Origin of the sequence: Neisseria musculi, from assembly GCF_014297595.2 — a bacterium.
Taxonomy (GTDB): Bacteria; Pseudomonadota; Gammaproteobacteria; order Burkholderiales; family Neisseriaceae; genus Neisseria; species Neisseria musculi.
On sequence record NZ_CP060414.2, the window covers coordinates 2,262,353 to 2,277,759 of the forward strand.

Sequence of the window (15,407 nt, forward strand, 5' to 3'; positions counted from 1 at the left end):
GTGAGGGTAGAAAAGGAGGGCTATTGTAGCAAAAGAAAGAAAAGCTTAGGCCGTCTGAAAACATTTCCCCGGAGGGAAACTTTTCAGGCGGCTTTTGGTCTTTATTCGAATTAATAATAATGTTTATCCTCTGAAATTCGACATTTAAAGGAGAGAAGAAATGAACTTATATAAAAATATCGACAGTTATTCTGGATTTGTCGGTTGGAATACGGCATCCAACATATTCGATACATTCAGCCCAAATGAATGGCAGCCTGTTTCCACCCCAAAAGCATCGGATTATGTTCCGCTTCCCACACCTGCCGCACCATCAGCAACAGACTATATCCGTACACAGCCATATCCAGAATCATCCGTTACCAAACTATCAACACTCGATACGCTGCCCGTAATGGAAACTACCCTTGGCGGCGGAAAGCGCTACAGTGTAGAAGAATTACAGCAAATTGGCAGCAAATCAAGGGAAGAGATTATCGAATTTTTTAAAAATATTGGTGGAACAGCCACGGAAACTATAGAAGAAGGTAGAGTATTTACATCTTATTCTAGCCCCTTGCTTCCCGGCAAAAGCATTTCTCTAAATGATAAGGGAGATCTTTTTTGGATAACAAGCTATGCAAAATCTCCCGAAGATATATATATCATTGGGAGTAAAACTACCACTCTCACTGACAGCGAAATTGTAGCAATTATAAACGCCCAAAACAATTTGTCCCCTCAGGCCGAAGACTATGTTTCCGTAGAAACCGCATTTGCAACAGAGAATAGTAACACTGAAATCCCCACCAATCTCCCAACCGAAACCGCCACAGTATTGCGGCCGGATATTGCCCCTGTTTCACCCATTACCCCCAACTACCTACAACCGTGCCTGTAGGAAATCCCGTTATGGCAGAAACCCTGTCCGCCACTCCGGCAGAAACTGCAAACACTGCTAACGATACCTCCGAAATAGCCGCTCAACCACAAAACCCCAACCCGCTCAACCAAAGCATAGGCGCAGCCGGCAATGCCGCTGCCCTTGCCCAATCTGCCGTTGCCAACCCGCATCAGGCCTTTTTGGCCGAAGCCGAAAAATTCAAAAACAGCGCATCGCTGAAACACGATTTGGCTTCGGGTTTTTCGCAAACCATTATCGAATTTGAACAAGGGCATATCTATGACGAGCGCAGAGCCTACTATGCCGGCAACCGCGAAGCCCTGAACGAGGCGGTAGAAAAAAACCGCACCGATGCGGCAGAACTGACGCAGAAGCAAGGCGAAGCGGCGGGCAAAGCCTATCTGCTCGGCGGCATTGCCAAAATAACCGGCACCCTGGGCAACTTGGCCGATGCCTACGAATTGGGCGACCGCATCAGCAAAGCCTCTGAAAACGGCAACTGGGATCCCGTGGCCGCGCAGGTGGCCAAAATTGCCGCATCAGCCGCCGCTGTCAGTGGCAGCGCCACGCTGGCCGGGGGGCTTGGAGCGGATCTGATGGTATGGGGTGCACCAGTCGGAGCTGTTACTGCAATTACGATTCCAGGCGGAGTTATACTTACATACTTTGCTTTGGAAGGTGTTGATGCGTTAGATAAAGCAATCTCCGGTGCCAACCGCTTCGATTTCGGCAACGGCCATGCAGAAAACACCGATTTGGTTGTATTCGGCAACCACAGCCACAGCGGCGACACCAAACTTGCCGCCAAAAGCGTAACCCTGATCGGCAGCCACCGTTTTGAAAATCTCGAAATCGACAGTGAAGATTTGGCGGTGATCGGCGATATCGATTCAAACGGCAAACTTATCCTTAATGCCGAAAACACCCATATTTCAAACGGCAGGGAAATTACCGCCGATTTTCCGCAGCAGGTATCTGAACACCCGGCGGGTGAGAACGGGGCGGAAGCAGCGGCAGAAACACCCGTTGAAACCCCTGTTGAAATCCCCGCCGAAACACCCGCCGAAACACCTGCCCCTGCTGCCGAAGCCGCCGCCCTCCAAATACCCGGTTTGTTGGAAAAGGCCGGTTTCGATTGGGATAGCGCAGAAACCGAGCCGCAAGGACAGGACGATCTTAGCAGCCATTATCAGCCCCCAACCGGGCAGCCCGGTTTGAGCTTATCGGAAGAGCCGGTTTTGCCCGAAAACCCGGCATACCCGGATATTCTTCAGCCTGAAATCCAAACCCCAATTCAAGAAAATCCCATCATTTGATTAATCAAACAGGCCGTCTGAAAAACGTTCAGACGGCCTTTGGAGCTTTGTTATGGACAGGAAACAAATCGAAAATTATGTTTTTATTTCACTGTTTGTTATTCCGGTTCTAATCTTTATCTCTACCCCCGCCCACCCGGGAAGCGATACAGCTTACCGACTGGATGGTTTTATCGACCGCTATCTGCTCGGCAACGGCTGGTACAGCCCTTCCAATTATCCCTTTGCCGCCAAAGTAACCAACAGCTTTTCCGTTGTTTTAGCTGTAGTTACGGGCTTTTTTATGGGCATCTGGCGCAGAAACGACATCATTACCCCACTACCTAAAAATAGCGGGTGGAGTTTAGGGTGGAGTTTATTGTTAATTTTAGGTTTGGGAACATATGCTGGTTTAATAAGTTTTTATCCTCAGGAATTCAGTATTTTCAGCGGTAGAAGAAGTTTTATGTTTACCGAATCTTTCCATAACAACCCCGTTTTTTTTATAGGGCTGATGGCTGCAAAAACAGTCTGTATTTATCTGCCGTTTAGAATGGTTGCTTTTGCTATCTATTTTTTTAGGGGAAAAGCCAATTGAGTCAGGCCGTCTGAAAAAACGTTCAGACGGCCTGCTGCCGCAACCTGCCGGCAGATCAACTAATCCCCCATCACCCTACCCTCCCTGCGCGGATCGGCACCGCCTTGCAGGCTGTTGCTGCCGATTACAATGCCTTGCAAGCCTGAGTTCAAATCGCGCACCTGCACTTTGTAGCCCAATTTCTCCAAATCGGGAGCTTTAGCGGCGGCAGCGCTGTTTTCCTCCAATTCATAGGCGCTGCCGCGGTTGAGCATATTGGGCAGATCGATGGCGGTTTGGATGTCCATGCCCCAGTCGATATGGGCGGTTAGGGTTTTGGCCACATAACCGATAATGCGGCTGCCGCCGGGCGAGCCTACAGCCATATAGGGCTTGCCGTTTTTCATCACGATGGTGGGCGCCATCGAAGAGCGCGGGCGTTTGCCGCCGGCCACGCTGTTGGCCACGGTTTTTCCTTCTGCATCAACAGGATTAAACGCAAAATCGGTCAGCTCGTTATTGAGCAGGTAACCATTGACCATCAGGGTGGAACCAAAAGCGTTTTCGATGGAAGTGGTCATCGAAACCACATTGCCGCTTTTATCCACCACCGCGATATGACTGGTGGAAGGCAGCTCCATGCCCTGCCCTTTGCCCTGTGTGCGGGCAAAGCCGCCGGGGCTCACCTGCGGCAGCGCGCCGTAACTGTTTGCAATCAAAGCAGCGCGCAGTTTCAGATATTCGGGATGCAGCATGGCGCGCACCGGCACCTCGGCAAAAGCGGGGTCGGCCACATAATAATCGCGGTCGGCAAAAGCCAAACGCGAAGCATCGCCCAACACGCGCCAGCTTAAGATACTGCCTGCGCCCATGGCTTTCATATCGAAATGCTGCATCACGCCGAAAATCTGCGCCAGCGCAATACCGCCGGAGCTGGGCGCGCCCATGCCGCAGATTTCAAACCCTCGGTAGGGTGCGCAAACCGGCTCCCGCTCGATAACGCGGTAGTTTCTCAAATCGGCCGCCGTGATTCTGCCGGGGTTGCTTTTCGCACCGTTTGCGGCTTTGATGATGTTTTCGGCAGGCTTGCCGCGGTAAAACGGTGCGCTGCCTTTAGCCGCCAAAAGTTTCACCGAAGCGGCGAATTTCAGGTTTTTCAACACATCGCCCGCCGCGGGCGGTTTGCCTCCGGGCAGGAAATAGGCTGCGGTTTCAGGATAACGTTGCAAATATTGCTGGTTTTGTTCGATCGATTTCGCCAGGCGCGGCGACACGGCAAAACCCCGTTCGGCCAATGCTATCGGTTTGGAAAACAAGGTTTTCCACGGCAGTTTGCCGTAGCGTTTGTGCAGCTCTTCCAACAATTTGGGCACGCCGGGCACACCCACCGAACGGCCGCCCACCACTGCCTGCATAAATTCTAGCGGTTTACCGTTTTTGTCTAAAAAAAGCTGAGGCGCAGCGGCCTGCGGTGCAGTTTCACGCGCATCGAAGGTGGTGAGCTTTTTGGCTTGGTTGTCCCAATACACCAAAAACGCGCCGCCCCCCAAACCGGAAGACTGCGGTTCGGTCAAGCTCAGTGTGGTCTGCATGGCAATCACGGCATCGATGGCACTGCCGCCGCGCTTGAGCACTTCATACCCCGCTTCGGTGGCCGGCGGATTGGCCGATGCTGCCATAAACTCTTTTACTTCAACCAGTTGCTGTGTCGTTTTGCCCGTGCCCTGTTCGGGCGCACGGCTTTCTGTGTCGGATGCAGGCCGATAAGCATGGGCATTGAGGGAAAACACGGTCAAGAGGGCGAACAACAATGATTTTAACGGCATGGGCTTCTCCTTTCGGTTGGAAATCTTTTTAAAACCATCTCACTATAACCGATTTTTCAGACGGCCTACCGATTCAACTGTTTGAAAAAGGCCGTCTGAAAACTGTGTATAACCTGCCTGTTTTCTACAAATTATGAAATACGATAAAAATTATCCACAAATTTCCGCATGGTCCACCTTAAGTTTTCCAAAAGGTTTTATTGGTTTTACTATTTTGAAATCAAAAGATAAAAACATCTTATCCACAAAAAATCAAACGCTTCAAAATCAAAGTCTTTTTACTATTTAATTATTAAATTGCTATATGCTTTTCTGCTGCATTGCATCAGTATATAAATCCTGTTTCAAACATTGTTTAAGTGCACTGAATCGGTTAAAGTAGGCAGCCTGCAATTCACAAACAAAAGGATTCCCGATGAAAAGCGATATCGGTGTAATCGGTTTGGCCGTGATGGGCCAAAACCTGATTCTCAATATGAACGACAAAGGCTTTAAAGTTGTTGCATTCAACCGCACCGTTTCCAAAGTCAATGATTTTCTCAACGGCGCAGCCAAAGGCACCAATGTTATCGGCGCCGATTCACTGCAGGATTTGGTAGGAAAACTCAAAAAACCGCGAAAAATCATGCTGATGGTACGCGCTGGCAGCGTGGTGGACAATTTTATCGAGCAGCTCGTGCTGCTTTTAGAACCCGGCGATATCATTATTGACGGCGGCAATGCCAATTATCCTGATTCCACCCGCCGCACCAAAACGCTGGCCGAAAAAGGCATACGCTTCGTGGGCGCGGGCGTTTCCGGTGGCGAGGAAGGCGCACGCAACGGCCCCTCGATTATGCCCGGCGGCAACGAAGAAGCCTGGCCGCACGTTAAACCCATTTTGCAGGCGGTTGCAGCCAAAACCCCTCAAGGCGAACCCTGCTGCGAATGGGTGGGCCGCGATGGCGCCGGCCATTTCGTCAAAATGGTACACAACGGCATCGAATACGGCGATATGCAGCTTATCTGCGAAGCCTACCAGTTTATGAAAGACGGCTTGGGTTTAAACCATCAACAAATGCACGAAATTTTCGGCATCTGGAACCGTACCGAGCTGGATTCCTACCTGATTCAGATTACCGCCGACATTCTGGGTTTTAAAGACGAAAACGGCGAACCGCTGGTAGAGAAGATTCTCGATACCGCCGGCCAGAAAGGCACCGGCAAATGGACCGGCATCAACGCCCTCGATTTGGGCATTCCGCTCACCCTGATTTCTGAAGCCGTGTTTGCCCGCTGCGTGTCGGCATTTAAAGAACAGCGCAGCGAAGCCGAAAAACTGTTCGGCAAAACCGTTAAAGCGGTCGAAGGCGATAAAGCCCAATGGGTAGAAGCCTTGCGCGAAGCCCTGTTAGCCTCGAAAATCATCTCTTACGCACAAGGGTTTATGCTGATACGCGAAGCCGGCGAGGTGAACGGATGGGCGCTCAATTACGGTCAAACCGCCCTGCTGTGGCGCGAAGGCTGCATTATCCGCAGCGCGTTTTTAGGCAATATCCGCGATGCTTATGAAGCCAACCCCGATTTAGTGTTTCTCGGTTCAGACCCCTATTTCAAACGCATTCTCAAACAATGCCTGCCGGCCTGGCGCAAAGTGGCGGCCAAAGCCATCGAATGCGGTATTCCCATGCCGTGTATGACATCGGCGCTGACCTTTCTCGATGCCTATACCAGCGGGCGTTTGCCCGCCAACCTGCTGCAGGCCCAGCGCGACTACTTCGGCGCCCACACCTACGAGCGCACCGACAAACCGCGCGGTGAGTTTTTCCATACCAATTGGACAGGCAAAGGCGGCGACATCGCTTCGACCACTTATGATATCTAAACCGATGTAACAGCCCGTTTCGGCAAAAGGCCGTCTAGAAATATTTTCAGACGGCTTTTCTTTTTAAGGGGCTAATGTAGATTAGCAGCCATGGCAAGCTGCAGAAATGAAGATAACCTACCGTAAGCTAAATAAGAGTTTCCAAAGAAAACTTCTTGAATTTTTTGTACTCCAAATTACTGCCCGTTCCGCTGCTGATATTTTGATTATTCAGTCTAACTCCGCTATTCTTCACCGCAAAATCCGCCAAGTCATCAGCCGTTATTTAACACCGGCTGCCGATGAAATTTTTAATGCTCCAGCCGAGCTGGATGAAAGCTGTTTCGGCGGTCATCGCAAAGGAAAACGCGGCAAGGGAGAGGCAGGGAAAGCGGCTGTTTTCGGCATTCTGAAACGGCACAATCAGGTTGATACGGTGGTGGGTAAAGTCACTCACATCAAGCACATCATAGCTTTTATAACAGTCCGTACAGACAATGCCGTCAGGCATGACTTTTCGTTTAATAACAGGAAGTAAATGTCTTTCTTGGTGTTTTCAACTACGATAGTAAAGACTTTGCCGTTACGTTTCGAATGCCAAAGACAGCAACTTTACCCGCAGCTCCACGAGCATGTTTGCCTTTACGTTGTCGGCCAAAATAACTTTCATCCGGCTCAGCGGAAACACAAAAACTTCGTCTGCTTGAAGATCCAGACGGCAGGCAGTAACTTGGCAGATTTTTCGGTAAAACAATCTGGCTGAGTTGGACTGGATACCGAGTATATTGGCTGCTGAACGTGCTGTAATTTCCAATACAAAAAATTGAAGCAATTTTCTCTTCCGGTACAAGGTAGGCTTCAGGCGGTACAGACGGCAAGGCAGGGCATAGTAATGTTGTAACGGAAATGGAGCAGATTTGTGATCAATGAAAAAGGCCGTCTGAAAACCCAACCCGGTTTTCAGACGGCCTTTTCTACATTTGATATCACAGTATGTGCATCATAATAAACTGTTGATAAACCGTTATAGAATCTAAAGATGGCTTTTCCCTTCCGCCCCTTATACAATAGCTGTTTTTCACAAACCCCTTATGGCCGGCCTGCTTTAAAATAACAAGCCTTGTTATACTATGGTGAACCTGTTTCATTGATCTCAGGCGCAGCGACCCCGCAGCGGAAAAAACGGATTCACGATATTTGCGTTGCCTGCGCTTTATATTTATTTAGGCTCTAGACTGGCAGAATAGCTCTGTTAGCCTGGAAAAATGAAATATAACACCAAGTTAAGTGACCATCAGCTCAAAAAATTATCAAGCATTTTTGTGTCGGTATAGAAGCCTCAAAAACCGCTTTGCCGGCAGGCTTCAACCGCAATACCATCAACCACCGGTATCGCATTTTCAGACACGAAATATACTGCTGCCAAAGCGGGCAAAAAGACCTGTTATACGGCAGCATAGAGGTTGATGAAAGCTATTTGTAGCGCGGTTTCCATGGCAAGTCAAAGCGTGGCAGAGGAACGCTTAAACAACCCGTCTTTGGTATTTTCGAAAGAGACGGCAGGGTTTATACCGAAATCGTTTCTGATTGTAAAAAGCAAACACTTCAAACTGTTATATTGGGAAAGGTCTCTCTGGAGGGTGTTGTTTATTCTGATAGCCGGCGCGGTTACAGCGGCCTGGTTGGTGCGGGCTACTCTAAACATTTGCGCGTTAATCACGGACAAAATGAGTTTGCGGATGGTACCGGGCGCATCAATGGTATTGAAAGCTTCCGGAGTTTTACCAAACGAAGGCCCGCCAAATTCAACGGCGTAACCAAAAACTTTGATTTGCACCTGAAGGAATGCGGATGGCGATGGAACCGAAACTCTGATGAACTGGGTCACCAACTTTGGAGGCTTTTAAAGTAAATTTATATAAAGCTGCCAGTCTAGAGCCTTATTTTTTAGTGGACTAGCTGTATTTTAATCGGCAGATAAACCGGTTTTTGCATTATTTTTTCGGCCTATTCCTCCTGTATCGGAAAATATTTGTCTGTCGTGTATTTAACGGAACCTTATGAAAAAAAACACCGCCCCAAAATCTTTTGAAGAAGCCTTAAAACGCCTCGAAGCAATTACTCAAGCCATGCAGGGCAGCGAAATGCCGCTGGAAGACGCGTTAACGGCCTATCAGGAAGGCAACGAACTGGTGAAATACTGCCGCACCAAACTGGCTGAAGTAGAACAAAAACTGCAAGTGCTCGATGCAGGTGAACTGAAGGAGCTGAGCCTTGAGCAGAGCGAATGATTTGAAAGCGTGGCAGCAGAAAGCGCAAGCGCAAACCGAAAGTGTGCTCGAAAAACTGATGCCCTCCGAACACACCGTGCCGAGCACTCTGCACCAAGCTATGCGCTATGTTACCCTCGGCGGCGGCAAGCGTTTACGCCCGCTGTTGGTGTTGGCTGCATCCGAATTGGGTGAAGCAGATCAAACGGCAGTGGAATACGCAATGGCAGCGGTGGAAATGATCCATGTGTATTCACTGGTGCACGACGATATGCCGGCGATGGACAATGACAGCCTGCGCCGGGGCAAACCCACCTGCCATATCCAATATAACGAGGCCACCGCACTGTTAGCCGGCGATGCACTGCAAACGTTGGCCTTCGACATATTAAGCCGGCCTACCGGTTTACCCCCCTCGCGCCAGCTCAACATGATTGCCGCGCTTGCCCGGGCTGCCGGCAGCCTCGGCATGGCCGGCGGCCAGGCCATCGACTTGGCCAATGTGGGCAAACCCATGAACCAAGCCGGGTTGGAGCAGATGCACAGCCTCAAAACCGGCGCTCTAATCCGCGCTGCCGTATCACTCGGCGCGCAGGCCTGCCCCGATTTGGGCGATGACGATTTACAGCGCTTAGACGGCTATGCCCGCAAACTCGGTTTGGCTTTTCAAGTGATGGATGATGTGCTCGATTGCGAAGCCGACACCGCCACGCTCGGTAAAACCGCCGGCAAAGATACCGACAACAACAAACCCACTTATGTGAAACTGATGGGCTTGGAACCGTCCCGCCGTTATGCGGAAGATTTGGTTGCCCAAGCAGCAGATTTGTTGGCACCATTGGGCGAAAAAGCCCGGCATTTGCAGGCATTAGCAGAATTTGTTACGGCGCGCAAGCATTAGTGGTTTAGCGGCCAGTTTCTAATGAGCATAAAGGCTGTCTGAAAGATTTTTTCAGACGCATGAACATGTTTCTGCACAACATCAACTACGATAAATTCCATATCGAATTGGGTGATACCCTGCTCAACCCCAAGCTGAAAGACGACAAACCTTTTGATGCTATCGTCTCCAATCCGCCTTATTCTGTGAAATGGAAAGGCAGCGACGACCCCACTTTAATCAACGACGAACGCTTTGCCCCCGCCGGCATACTGCCACCCAAATCCAAAGCCGATTTCGCCTTTATCCTGCACTCCCTCAACTACCTTTCCGCCAGAGGCCGCGCCGCCATCGTTTCTTTTCCCGGCATCTTCTACCGTGGCGGTGCTGAGCAGAAAATCCGCCAATATCTGGTAGACAATAATTACGTTGAAACCGTGATTGCCCTTGCGCCCAATCTGTTTTACGGCACCTCGATTGCGGTGAATATTTTGGTGTTGTCCAAACACAAGGCCGACAACAAAACCCAATTTATCGATGCCGGCAAATTGTTAAAAAAAGAAATCAACAACAATATTCTGACCGACGCACACATCGCGCAGATCATGCGGTTATTCGCCGACAAGGCCGACGTGCCCCATCTTGCCCAATCGGTGGACAACAGTGCCATTGCCGCCAGCTCCTATGTAGAAGCTGAAGACACACGCGAAGCGGTGGATATTGCCGTACTTAACGCCGAGATTAAAGCTACTGTAGCCAAAATCAACGAATTGCGCCAAAGCATTGATGAGATTATTGCCGAGCTGGAAGCCTAAGCCAAATACATCGCACAACCTAAGCCACGAACAGTACAAGGCCGTCTGAAAGCGGTTTCAGACGGCCTATAAAGTTATTTAAGGACAACACGATGATTCAACAAAACTACTGCAAATGATTCAGGCGGAAAAGGTGGAGTGGAAGACGTTAGGGGAGGTTTTTGATATTTTTTCTGGGGCTGTCCTAGATAACTAGAACAAATCCTGCTTTACTAATTGTTTTAAAATAGAAATTTGAAATTTTATCTCACTGTTGTTAAAACGCCATTCACACTCTTTAAAATGTGTGCTGTGATTGATCCGAAAATGTGAAAATTCGCTCACATCAAGAACGTCATAACTTTTGTAACAATCGGTATAAACAATGCTATCAGGCTTCACTTGCTCGCGGATAATTGGCAATAAAGTCGCAGTTTGTGTATTGGGTACGGCAACGGTGTAAACCTTACCATTACGCTTCAAAAGCCCGAATACAGCCACTTTGCCAGCCGCACCGCGACCACGTTTGCCTTTGCGTTGTCCGCCAAAATAGCTTTCATCAACTTCTACTTCACCATCAAGCATTTCCAGATGCGGGCTGTTGTGATAGATAAGTAAGCGCAAACGGTGGAAGTAATAGGCAGCGGTATTTTTATTGACGCTAACTAATTGCGCCGCTGTGCGAGCGGTAACACCTGCAACAAATAGTTCAATCAGTTTGTTTTGCTTGTACTGACTTAAACGACTTTTTCTCATAGGGATTATTCTAACCTGAAGTTAAATTTCCCTAGTTATCTAGTACAGCCCCAAACTTTAAATTCACCGCCTGCCATGTCGAGGATGTCAACATGGCCGGCGGCGGCATCGGCAATTTTGCCGGCTATATGTTTTCGGTGGTCGACGGCGTTACCCTGAACGGCTGCACGCTCGGCAAAAAGCGCAACGCGCAATACTCGTGCTGGGATGCGGTGTCGCTGGAATCGGTAACCAACATCTCGCTTAACGGCAACGTGATGAGCGATTTCCAGCGGCAGGGCATCCGCGTCGTGTCTGCCGTTTATGACCGGTTCCCCGGCTGGGACGGCCTGCTCGACGGCCTGTTTGTGCAGGGCGGCAGCTACCAAAACAGCCACAACCAAAACGCCCCGGTGGTATTTTTTGACACCAATGCCGCGCCCGAAGCAACCGGCGCGGGCACCGTGAAAAACGTGATGTTCACCGGCGTGAACCTGCGCGGCGGCATGGCGGCAATCCGCACCGCCGAGGCGATCACCTACGACAACCTCTATTTCGATTTTGACTACGAAAACGGCTTAACCGGCGGCGCCACCCCCGTTATACCGGGCAAGGGCGACGCCTACTATAACGCCCGTATTCCGTGGATCGGCTACTCGCCGACGGCCAAAAACGGCTCTACCGTTATCGACAAACTCACCGGCACGGTGAGGGTGCGCCGCAATAATACTTGGGTTACTGTTTAAGGGTTGATTATGTATATGATTTTCAACACATACGGCCATTGCGAAATGGCCGCCCACGAAGCCCCCGCCCTTTCAGACGGCCAATATTGCCTCGAGGCGGAATGGGACGATGCCCGCCCGTTTGCCTGGTCGGACGGCACATCGGTGTGGTTTAGCGATACCCCGCCCCCCGACCATCTGCACCAATTGCACAACGGCAAATGGGTGTTGCCCGACAGCGCCGCCGCGCAGCAACTCGAGGCCGCCAAAGCCGCCAAGCTGCACCAACTCAACGCCGCTGCCCAAGCCTATATCGATGCCGCCGCCGAAACCGACAAGCTGCCCGCCTTTGAGGTGCAGACGTGGGCATTGCAGGCCGCCGAGGCCAAAGCATGGGCGGCAGACCACGCCGCGCCTACCCCCGTTTTAAACGGCATCGCCGCCGCACGCGGCGTGCCGGTTGAGCAGCTTAGGGCCGCCGCGCTGCGCAAAACGCTGGCCTATGAGGCACTCACCGCCAGCATCGCCGGGCAGCGGCAGGCGCTGCAAGCCAAGATTGAGGCGGCCAAGACGACCGCCGCGCTGGATAAGATTGTGATTGCGTTTACTGCGCCGGAGGCCATCTGAATGGCTAAGGCTTATCTTGCCCTTTACAAGGGCAAAGCAGACATCAAGCGCCCGCGCGACATAATCAAACGCATAGCCGATGCCGCCGTGCGGCGGGCTACCAAAAGCCGGTACAGCCATTGCGAGATTGCGGTACAGGATAACCAGCGCGCAGGGGTTTTTTCTTGCTATTCCAGTTCTGCCCGCGACGGCGGCGTGCGCAAAAAAGTAATGGCATTGCCACCGGAGCGATGGGATTTAATCGAGCTGCCGCCGGAGGCGGCCGAAAAGGCAGCACGGTTTTACCGCATAACAGATGGCTGCCGATACGACTTTTTCGGCGTGTTGGCCTTTGTGTTGCCGTTTATCAAACAAGGCCCGGGCAGCTGGTTTTGCAGCGAATGGTGCGCCCGCGCGTTGGACTACCCGCGGCCGTGCAGACACAGCCCTGAATCCTTGTATGCTACAGTATCGACAAGGCCGTCTGAAAAGAAAGGAGGGATTTAAAATTTGATTTGAGAGGCGGCGACGCAACGAATACCCTAGCAAGCAAGCGTTGCGCCAGTCAGAAAAGCATTGACTGTCAATTCCATTCCAAAACTGAGCCACAGTTGTGGTCTAAAATTGAGCCACCCTATGAGCGGTGTTTCATCCGGTAAGAATCATTGCCCGTCTCAAAAATATCGCAGCAATAAGTCAGGCGGTCCAGTAAAGCACCCGTCATCTTTTTATCCATAAACAGCTTCACCCATTCACTAAAAGCCAAATTGGTCGTCATGACAACACTCGTCCTTTCATGCAGTTGGCTCATCAGATGAAACAGCAACGAACCGCCTTTCTGACTAAACGGCAGATACCCCAACTCATCAAGAATCAACAAATCGTACCGACATTGCTGTTCGGTTAGTTTCAGACGGCCTTCGTCTTTGTCTGCTTCCAATTTGTTGACCAAGTCCGGTACATTCCAAAAACGTACCCTGAATCCTTGTGTCGCCGCTTCGATACCCAGTGCTGTGGCAATATGCGTTTTGCCCGTACCCGGTCCGCCTACCAACACCACATTACGCTTCTGTCTGATATAGTCCCCGCCCAAAAGCAGTTCCAAGGCCGGACGGTGTATCAAACTCTGCTCAAAATCGAAGTCGGCCAAGCTGCGCTGTTGCGCAAACCTTGCCCGGCTGATCCGGTTTTGGGTGCTTCTTGCGGTTTTGGCTATATGTTCGGCAGCCAAAACGGCTCCGGAATATCCGGCGTACCCCGTTTGCGGCGGATGCCGTCCATTACGATTTCATCCCATTGCTCTGCCATCGCACCGAGTTTCAATTCTTTCAGCAATCCGACCAGACGTTCATGCTGCATGATGCTTCTCCTTCATCGTATCCGTTTGTTTGCCCGACAGACTCAGTAAGCGGTCATAACGGCTGCAATCAACTGACGGCGGGACGGTAAGCGGGATGTCCCTAATATGGAAACGGGGTGGCGGCGGTTCTTTCAGACGGTTGATGATGTTCAAGACCGCCTCCGGAGTCGGCATACCTTCATCCAATGCCAATTCCGCTGCAGTCAATGCCAAGTCGGCATCGTATTCGGCCATCAGGTTCAGCAGTTTGACCATCACTCGGTCTCCTTTGGGCTGCTTAAGCAAACAGGCTTTCAGACGCTCTATGACGGGTGGTAGTACCCAGCCGGTGAAAGCCCTGCCGTCTCTTAACGCGCCGGGTTTCTTTTGCAGATAGGGCAAAAAGTGCCAAGGGTTATAGCTGGTGCCGTCTTTCACAAAGCTGCGCGGATGTTCGGCAATGCAGTCGGTATCGCTACAAAAGCGGACGGTCTGTGCGCCGATATAAACCCTAACCGTATTGCCCGCCCATCTGACCGGTACGCTGTAACGGTGGCGTTCGACGGTAACCAAAGATTGGTTGCTGACTTTGAGTATCTCCAAACGTTCTGCCGGATAGGGACGGAAAGCAGCCAACGAATGCTTCTCCCTTTCCCATATGTCGTTAACCGGCTGCCTATATTCGGGATGTTTGTGCTGCCTCATCAGCCGCAGGCATTGCTGTTGCAGGTAGTCGTTGAGAGAGGTAAAGGAATCAAAAGCCAAAGTCGGTTTAAACAATCTTTCGCGCAGGTGGCGTATCTGCCGCTCGACCTGGCCTTTTTCCCAGCCGGAAGCAGGGGTGCAGGCAACCGGTTCAATGAGAAAATGGGTCATCATCTGTAAAAACTGCGCGTTAAATTCTCTCTCCTTGCCTTTGCCGATGCGGGTAACGGCGGTCTTCATATTGTCGTAGATACCGCGGGCAGGTACGCCGCCGAAGAAAGCGAATGCGCGGTTGTGTGCATCCATCAACATATCGGCTTTCTGATTGGGATAAGCACAAACGAAAAAAGCCCTGCTGTGGCATAAGCGGAAATGGGCGATATTCACCTTGACGGTCTGTCCGGCCAAACAAACGGTTTCGATACTCCAGTCAAACTGACAAGCATCACCCGGGGCAAAAGCCTGAGCCATAAAGACTTGAGTCGGTTTGGGTTGGTGCTGTTGGCGGAATTTGCGGATAAATACGGCAACGGCACTGTACTGTCCGGCATAACCGGCATCTTTGAGGCGTTCGAAATGCCGGCGTGCGAAAAGGTGTTGCTGTTTGGGCAGTTGGGCTTCTTGGTGCAGCTGTCGTGCCAACACTTCGAGAAAAGGGCCGAGTTTGGGGTAATAGGTTTGTTCTCTGCGGTAGACGGGGGGACTACGGTAGTTCGCGCAAGTCCTGAACTTGTTCGGGCGTTTGCTCTCTACGGTAGACGGGGGGCTACGGTGGGGTGCTGCAGATATTTGGCTACTGTATTGCGGGAGAGATTCAGTTGTTTGGCGATTTCACGTTGGGAGAGTTTTTGCCGGTGAAAAAGCCGGTGTACTTTTGCGATGGTTTCCATGCATAACATCCAGGTTAGGCTCCGCTGTGTGATAAAGCG

13 protein-coding genes and 5 pseudogenes are annotated in these 15,407 nt (G+C 50.9%); 12 read left to right on the top strand and 6 right to left on the bottom strand.

From position 1 onward, the window contains the following. Positions 1–160 precede the first annotated feature (160 nt). The 3 genes from H7A79_RS11660 to H7A79_RS11670 are packed head-to-tail and all read left to right on the top strand — an operon-like array spanning position 161 to position 2,776. A complete protein-coding gene (locus H7A79_RS11660; RefSeq protein WP_187000344.1) occupies positions 161–880 on the top strand; it encodes a hypothetical protein in 720 nt (239 codons plus the stop codon). 11 nt (positions 881–891) lie between these two features. After that, positions 892–2,199 (top strand): hypothetical protein, encoded by a 1,308-nt coding sequence (locus H7A79_RS11665; protein WP_187000345.1) that lies wholly within the window; start codon positions 892–894, stop codon positions 2,197–2,199. A gap of 52 nt (positions 2,200–2,251) precedes the next feature. Then, positions 2,252–2,776 (top strand): hypothetical protein, encoded by a 525-nt coding sequence (locus H7A79_RS11670; RefSeq protein ID WP_187000346.1) that lies wholly within the window; start codon positions 2,252–2,254, stop codon positions 2,774–2,776. A gap of 59 nt (positions 2,777–2,835) precedes the next feature. On the opposite strand, the gene ggt is transcribed toward H7A79_RS11670, so the two are convergent. Continuing rightward, complete coding sequence (ggt, locus tag H7A79_RS11675; protein WP_187000347.1) at positions 2,836–4,581, bottom strand: gamma-glutamyltransferase; 1,746 nt, start codon at positions 4,579–4,581, stop codon at positions 2,836–2,838. A 415-nt stretch (positions 4,582–4,996) separates the two neighbouring features. On the opposite strand from ggt, the gene gnd reads away from it, so the two are divergent. Next, positions 4,997–6,445: a decarboxylating NADP(+)-dependent phosphogluconate dehydrogenase gene (gnd, locus tag H7A79_RS11680; protein ID WP_187000348.1), complete on the top strand. Its 1,449-nt coding sequence runs from the start codon at positions 4,997–4,999 to the stop codon at positions 6,443–6,445. A 106-nt stretch (positions 6,446–6,551) separates the two neighbouring features. Beyond that, a pseudogene (locus H7A79_RS11685) lies at positions 6,552–6,866 on the top strand (IS1595 family transposase); the annotation flags it as partial. Here the strand turns inward: H7A79_RS11685 and H7A79_RS11690 are convergent. Beyond that, a pseudogene (locus H7A79_RS11690) lies at positions 6,852–7,307 on the bottom strand (IS1595 family transposase); the annotation flags it as partial. The pseudogenes H7A79_RS11685 and H7A79_RS11690 overlap by 15 nt on opposite strands. A gap of 382 nt (positions 7,308–7,689) precedes the next feature. Here H7A79_RS11690 and H7A79_RS11695 point away from each other — a divergent pair. From H7A79_RS11695 to H7A79_RS11710, 4 genes and pseudogenes are all read left to right on the top strand, one after another. Beyond that, positions 7,690–8,336: pseudogene (locus tag H7A79_RS11695) on the top strand (IS1595 family transposase). A gap of 148 nt (positions 8,337–8,484) precedes the next feature. Next, a complete protein-coding gene (locus tag H7A79_RS11700) occupies positions 8,485–8,715 on the top strand; it encodes an exodeoxyribonuclease VII small subunit (protein WP_187000351.1) in 231 nt (76 codons plus the stop codon). Next, positions 8,699–9,595, top strand: coding sequence for a polyprenyl synthetase family protein (locus H7A79_RS11705; protein ID WP_187000352.1), 897 nt, complete (start codon positions 8,699–8,701; stop codon positions 9,593–9,595). Before H7A79_RS11700 ends, H7A79_RS11705 begins: the two co-directional genes overlap by 17 nt. Positions 9,596–9,651: 56 nt before the next feature. Next, positions 9,652–10,389, top strand: a pseudogene (locus H7A79_RS11710) (type I restriction-modification system subunit M); the annotation flags it as partial. Positions 10,390–10,581: 192 nt separating this feature from the next. Here the strand turns inward: H7A79_RS11710 and H7A79_RS11715 are convergent. Next, on the bottom strand, positions 10,582–11,124 hold the full coding sequence (locus H7A79_RS11715; RefSeq protein WP_187000353.1) for an IS1595 family transposase: 543 nt from the start codon (positions 11,122–11,124) through the stop codon (positions 10,582–10,584). A 92-nt stretch (positions 11,125–11,216) separates the two neighbouring features. On the opposite strand from H7A79_RS11715, the gene H7A79_RS11720 reads away from it, so the two are divergent. From H7A79_RS11720 to H7A79_RS11730, 3 genes are read left to right on the top strand one after another with little or no spacing between them, the layout of a single operon-like run. After that, positions 11,217–11,849, top strand: coding sequence for a hypothetical protein (locus H7A79_RS11720; RefSeq protein WP_187000354.1), 633 nt, complete (start codon positions 11,217–11,219; stop codon positions 11,847–11,849). 9 nt (positions 11,850–11,858) lie between these two features. After that, complete coding sequence (locus H7A79_RS11725; protein ID WP_187000355.1) at positions 11,859–12,455, top strand: HI_1402-related protein; 597 nt, start codon at positions 11,859–11,861, stop codon at positions 12,453–12,455. After that, complete coding sequence (locus tag H7A79_RS11730; RefSeq protein WP_187000356.1) at positions 12,456–12,941, top strand: hypothetical protein; 486 nt, start codon at positions 12,456–12,458, stop codon at positions 12,939–12,941. Between the two features lie 127 nt (positions 12,942–13,068). Here the strand turns inward: H7A79_RS11730 and istB are convergent, their stop codons facing one another. The 3 genes and pseudogenes from istB to istA form a co-directional block, all read right to left on the bottom strand. Further along, complete coding sequence (gene istB / locus H7A79_RS11735) at positions 13,069–13,665, bottom strand: IS21-like element helper ATPase IstB (RefSeq protein ID WP_246407914.1); 597 nt, start codon at positions 13,663–13,665, stop codon at positions 13,069–13,071. Next, entirely contained in the window at positions 13,647–13,793 is a 147-nt protein-coding gene (locus tag H7A79_RS11740; protein WP_246407916.1) for a hypothetical protein, read from the bottom strand. The genes istB and H7A79_RS11740 overlap by 19 nt, the downstream gene beginning before the upstream one ends. Next, positions 13,783–15,377: pseudogene (gene istA, locus H7A79_RS11745) on the bottom strand (IS21 family transposase). Before istA ends, H7A79_RS11740 begins: the two are co-directional and overlap by 11 nt. Between the last annotated feature and the right edge of the window lie 30 nt (positions 15,378–15,407).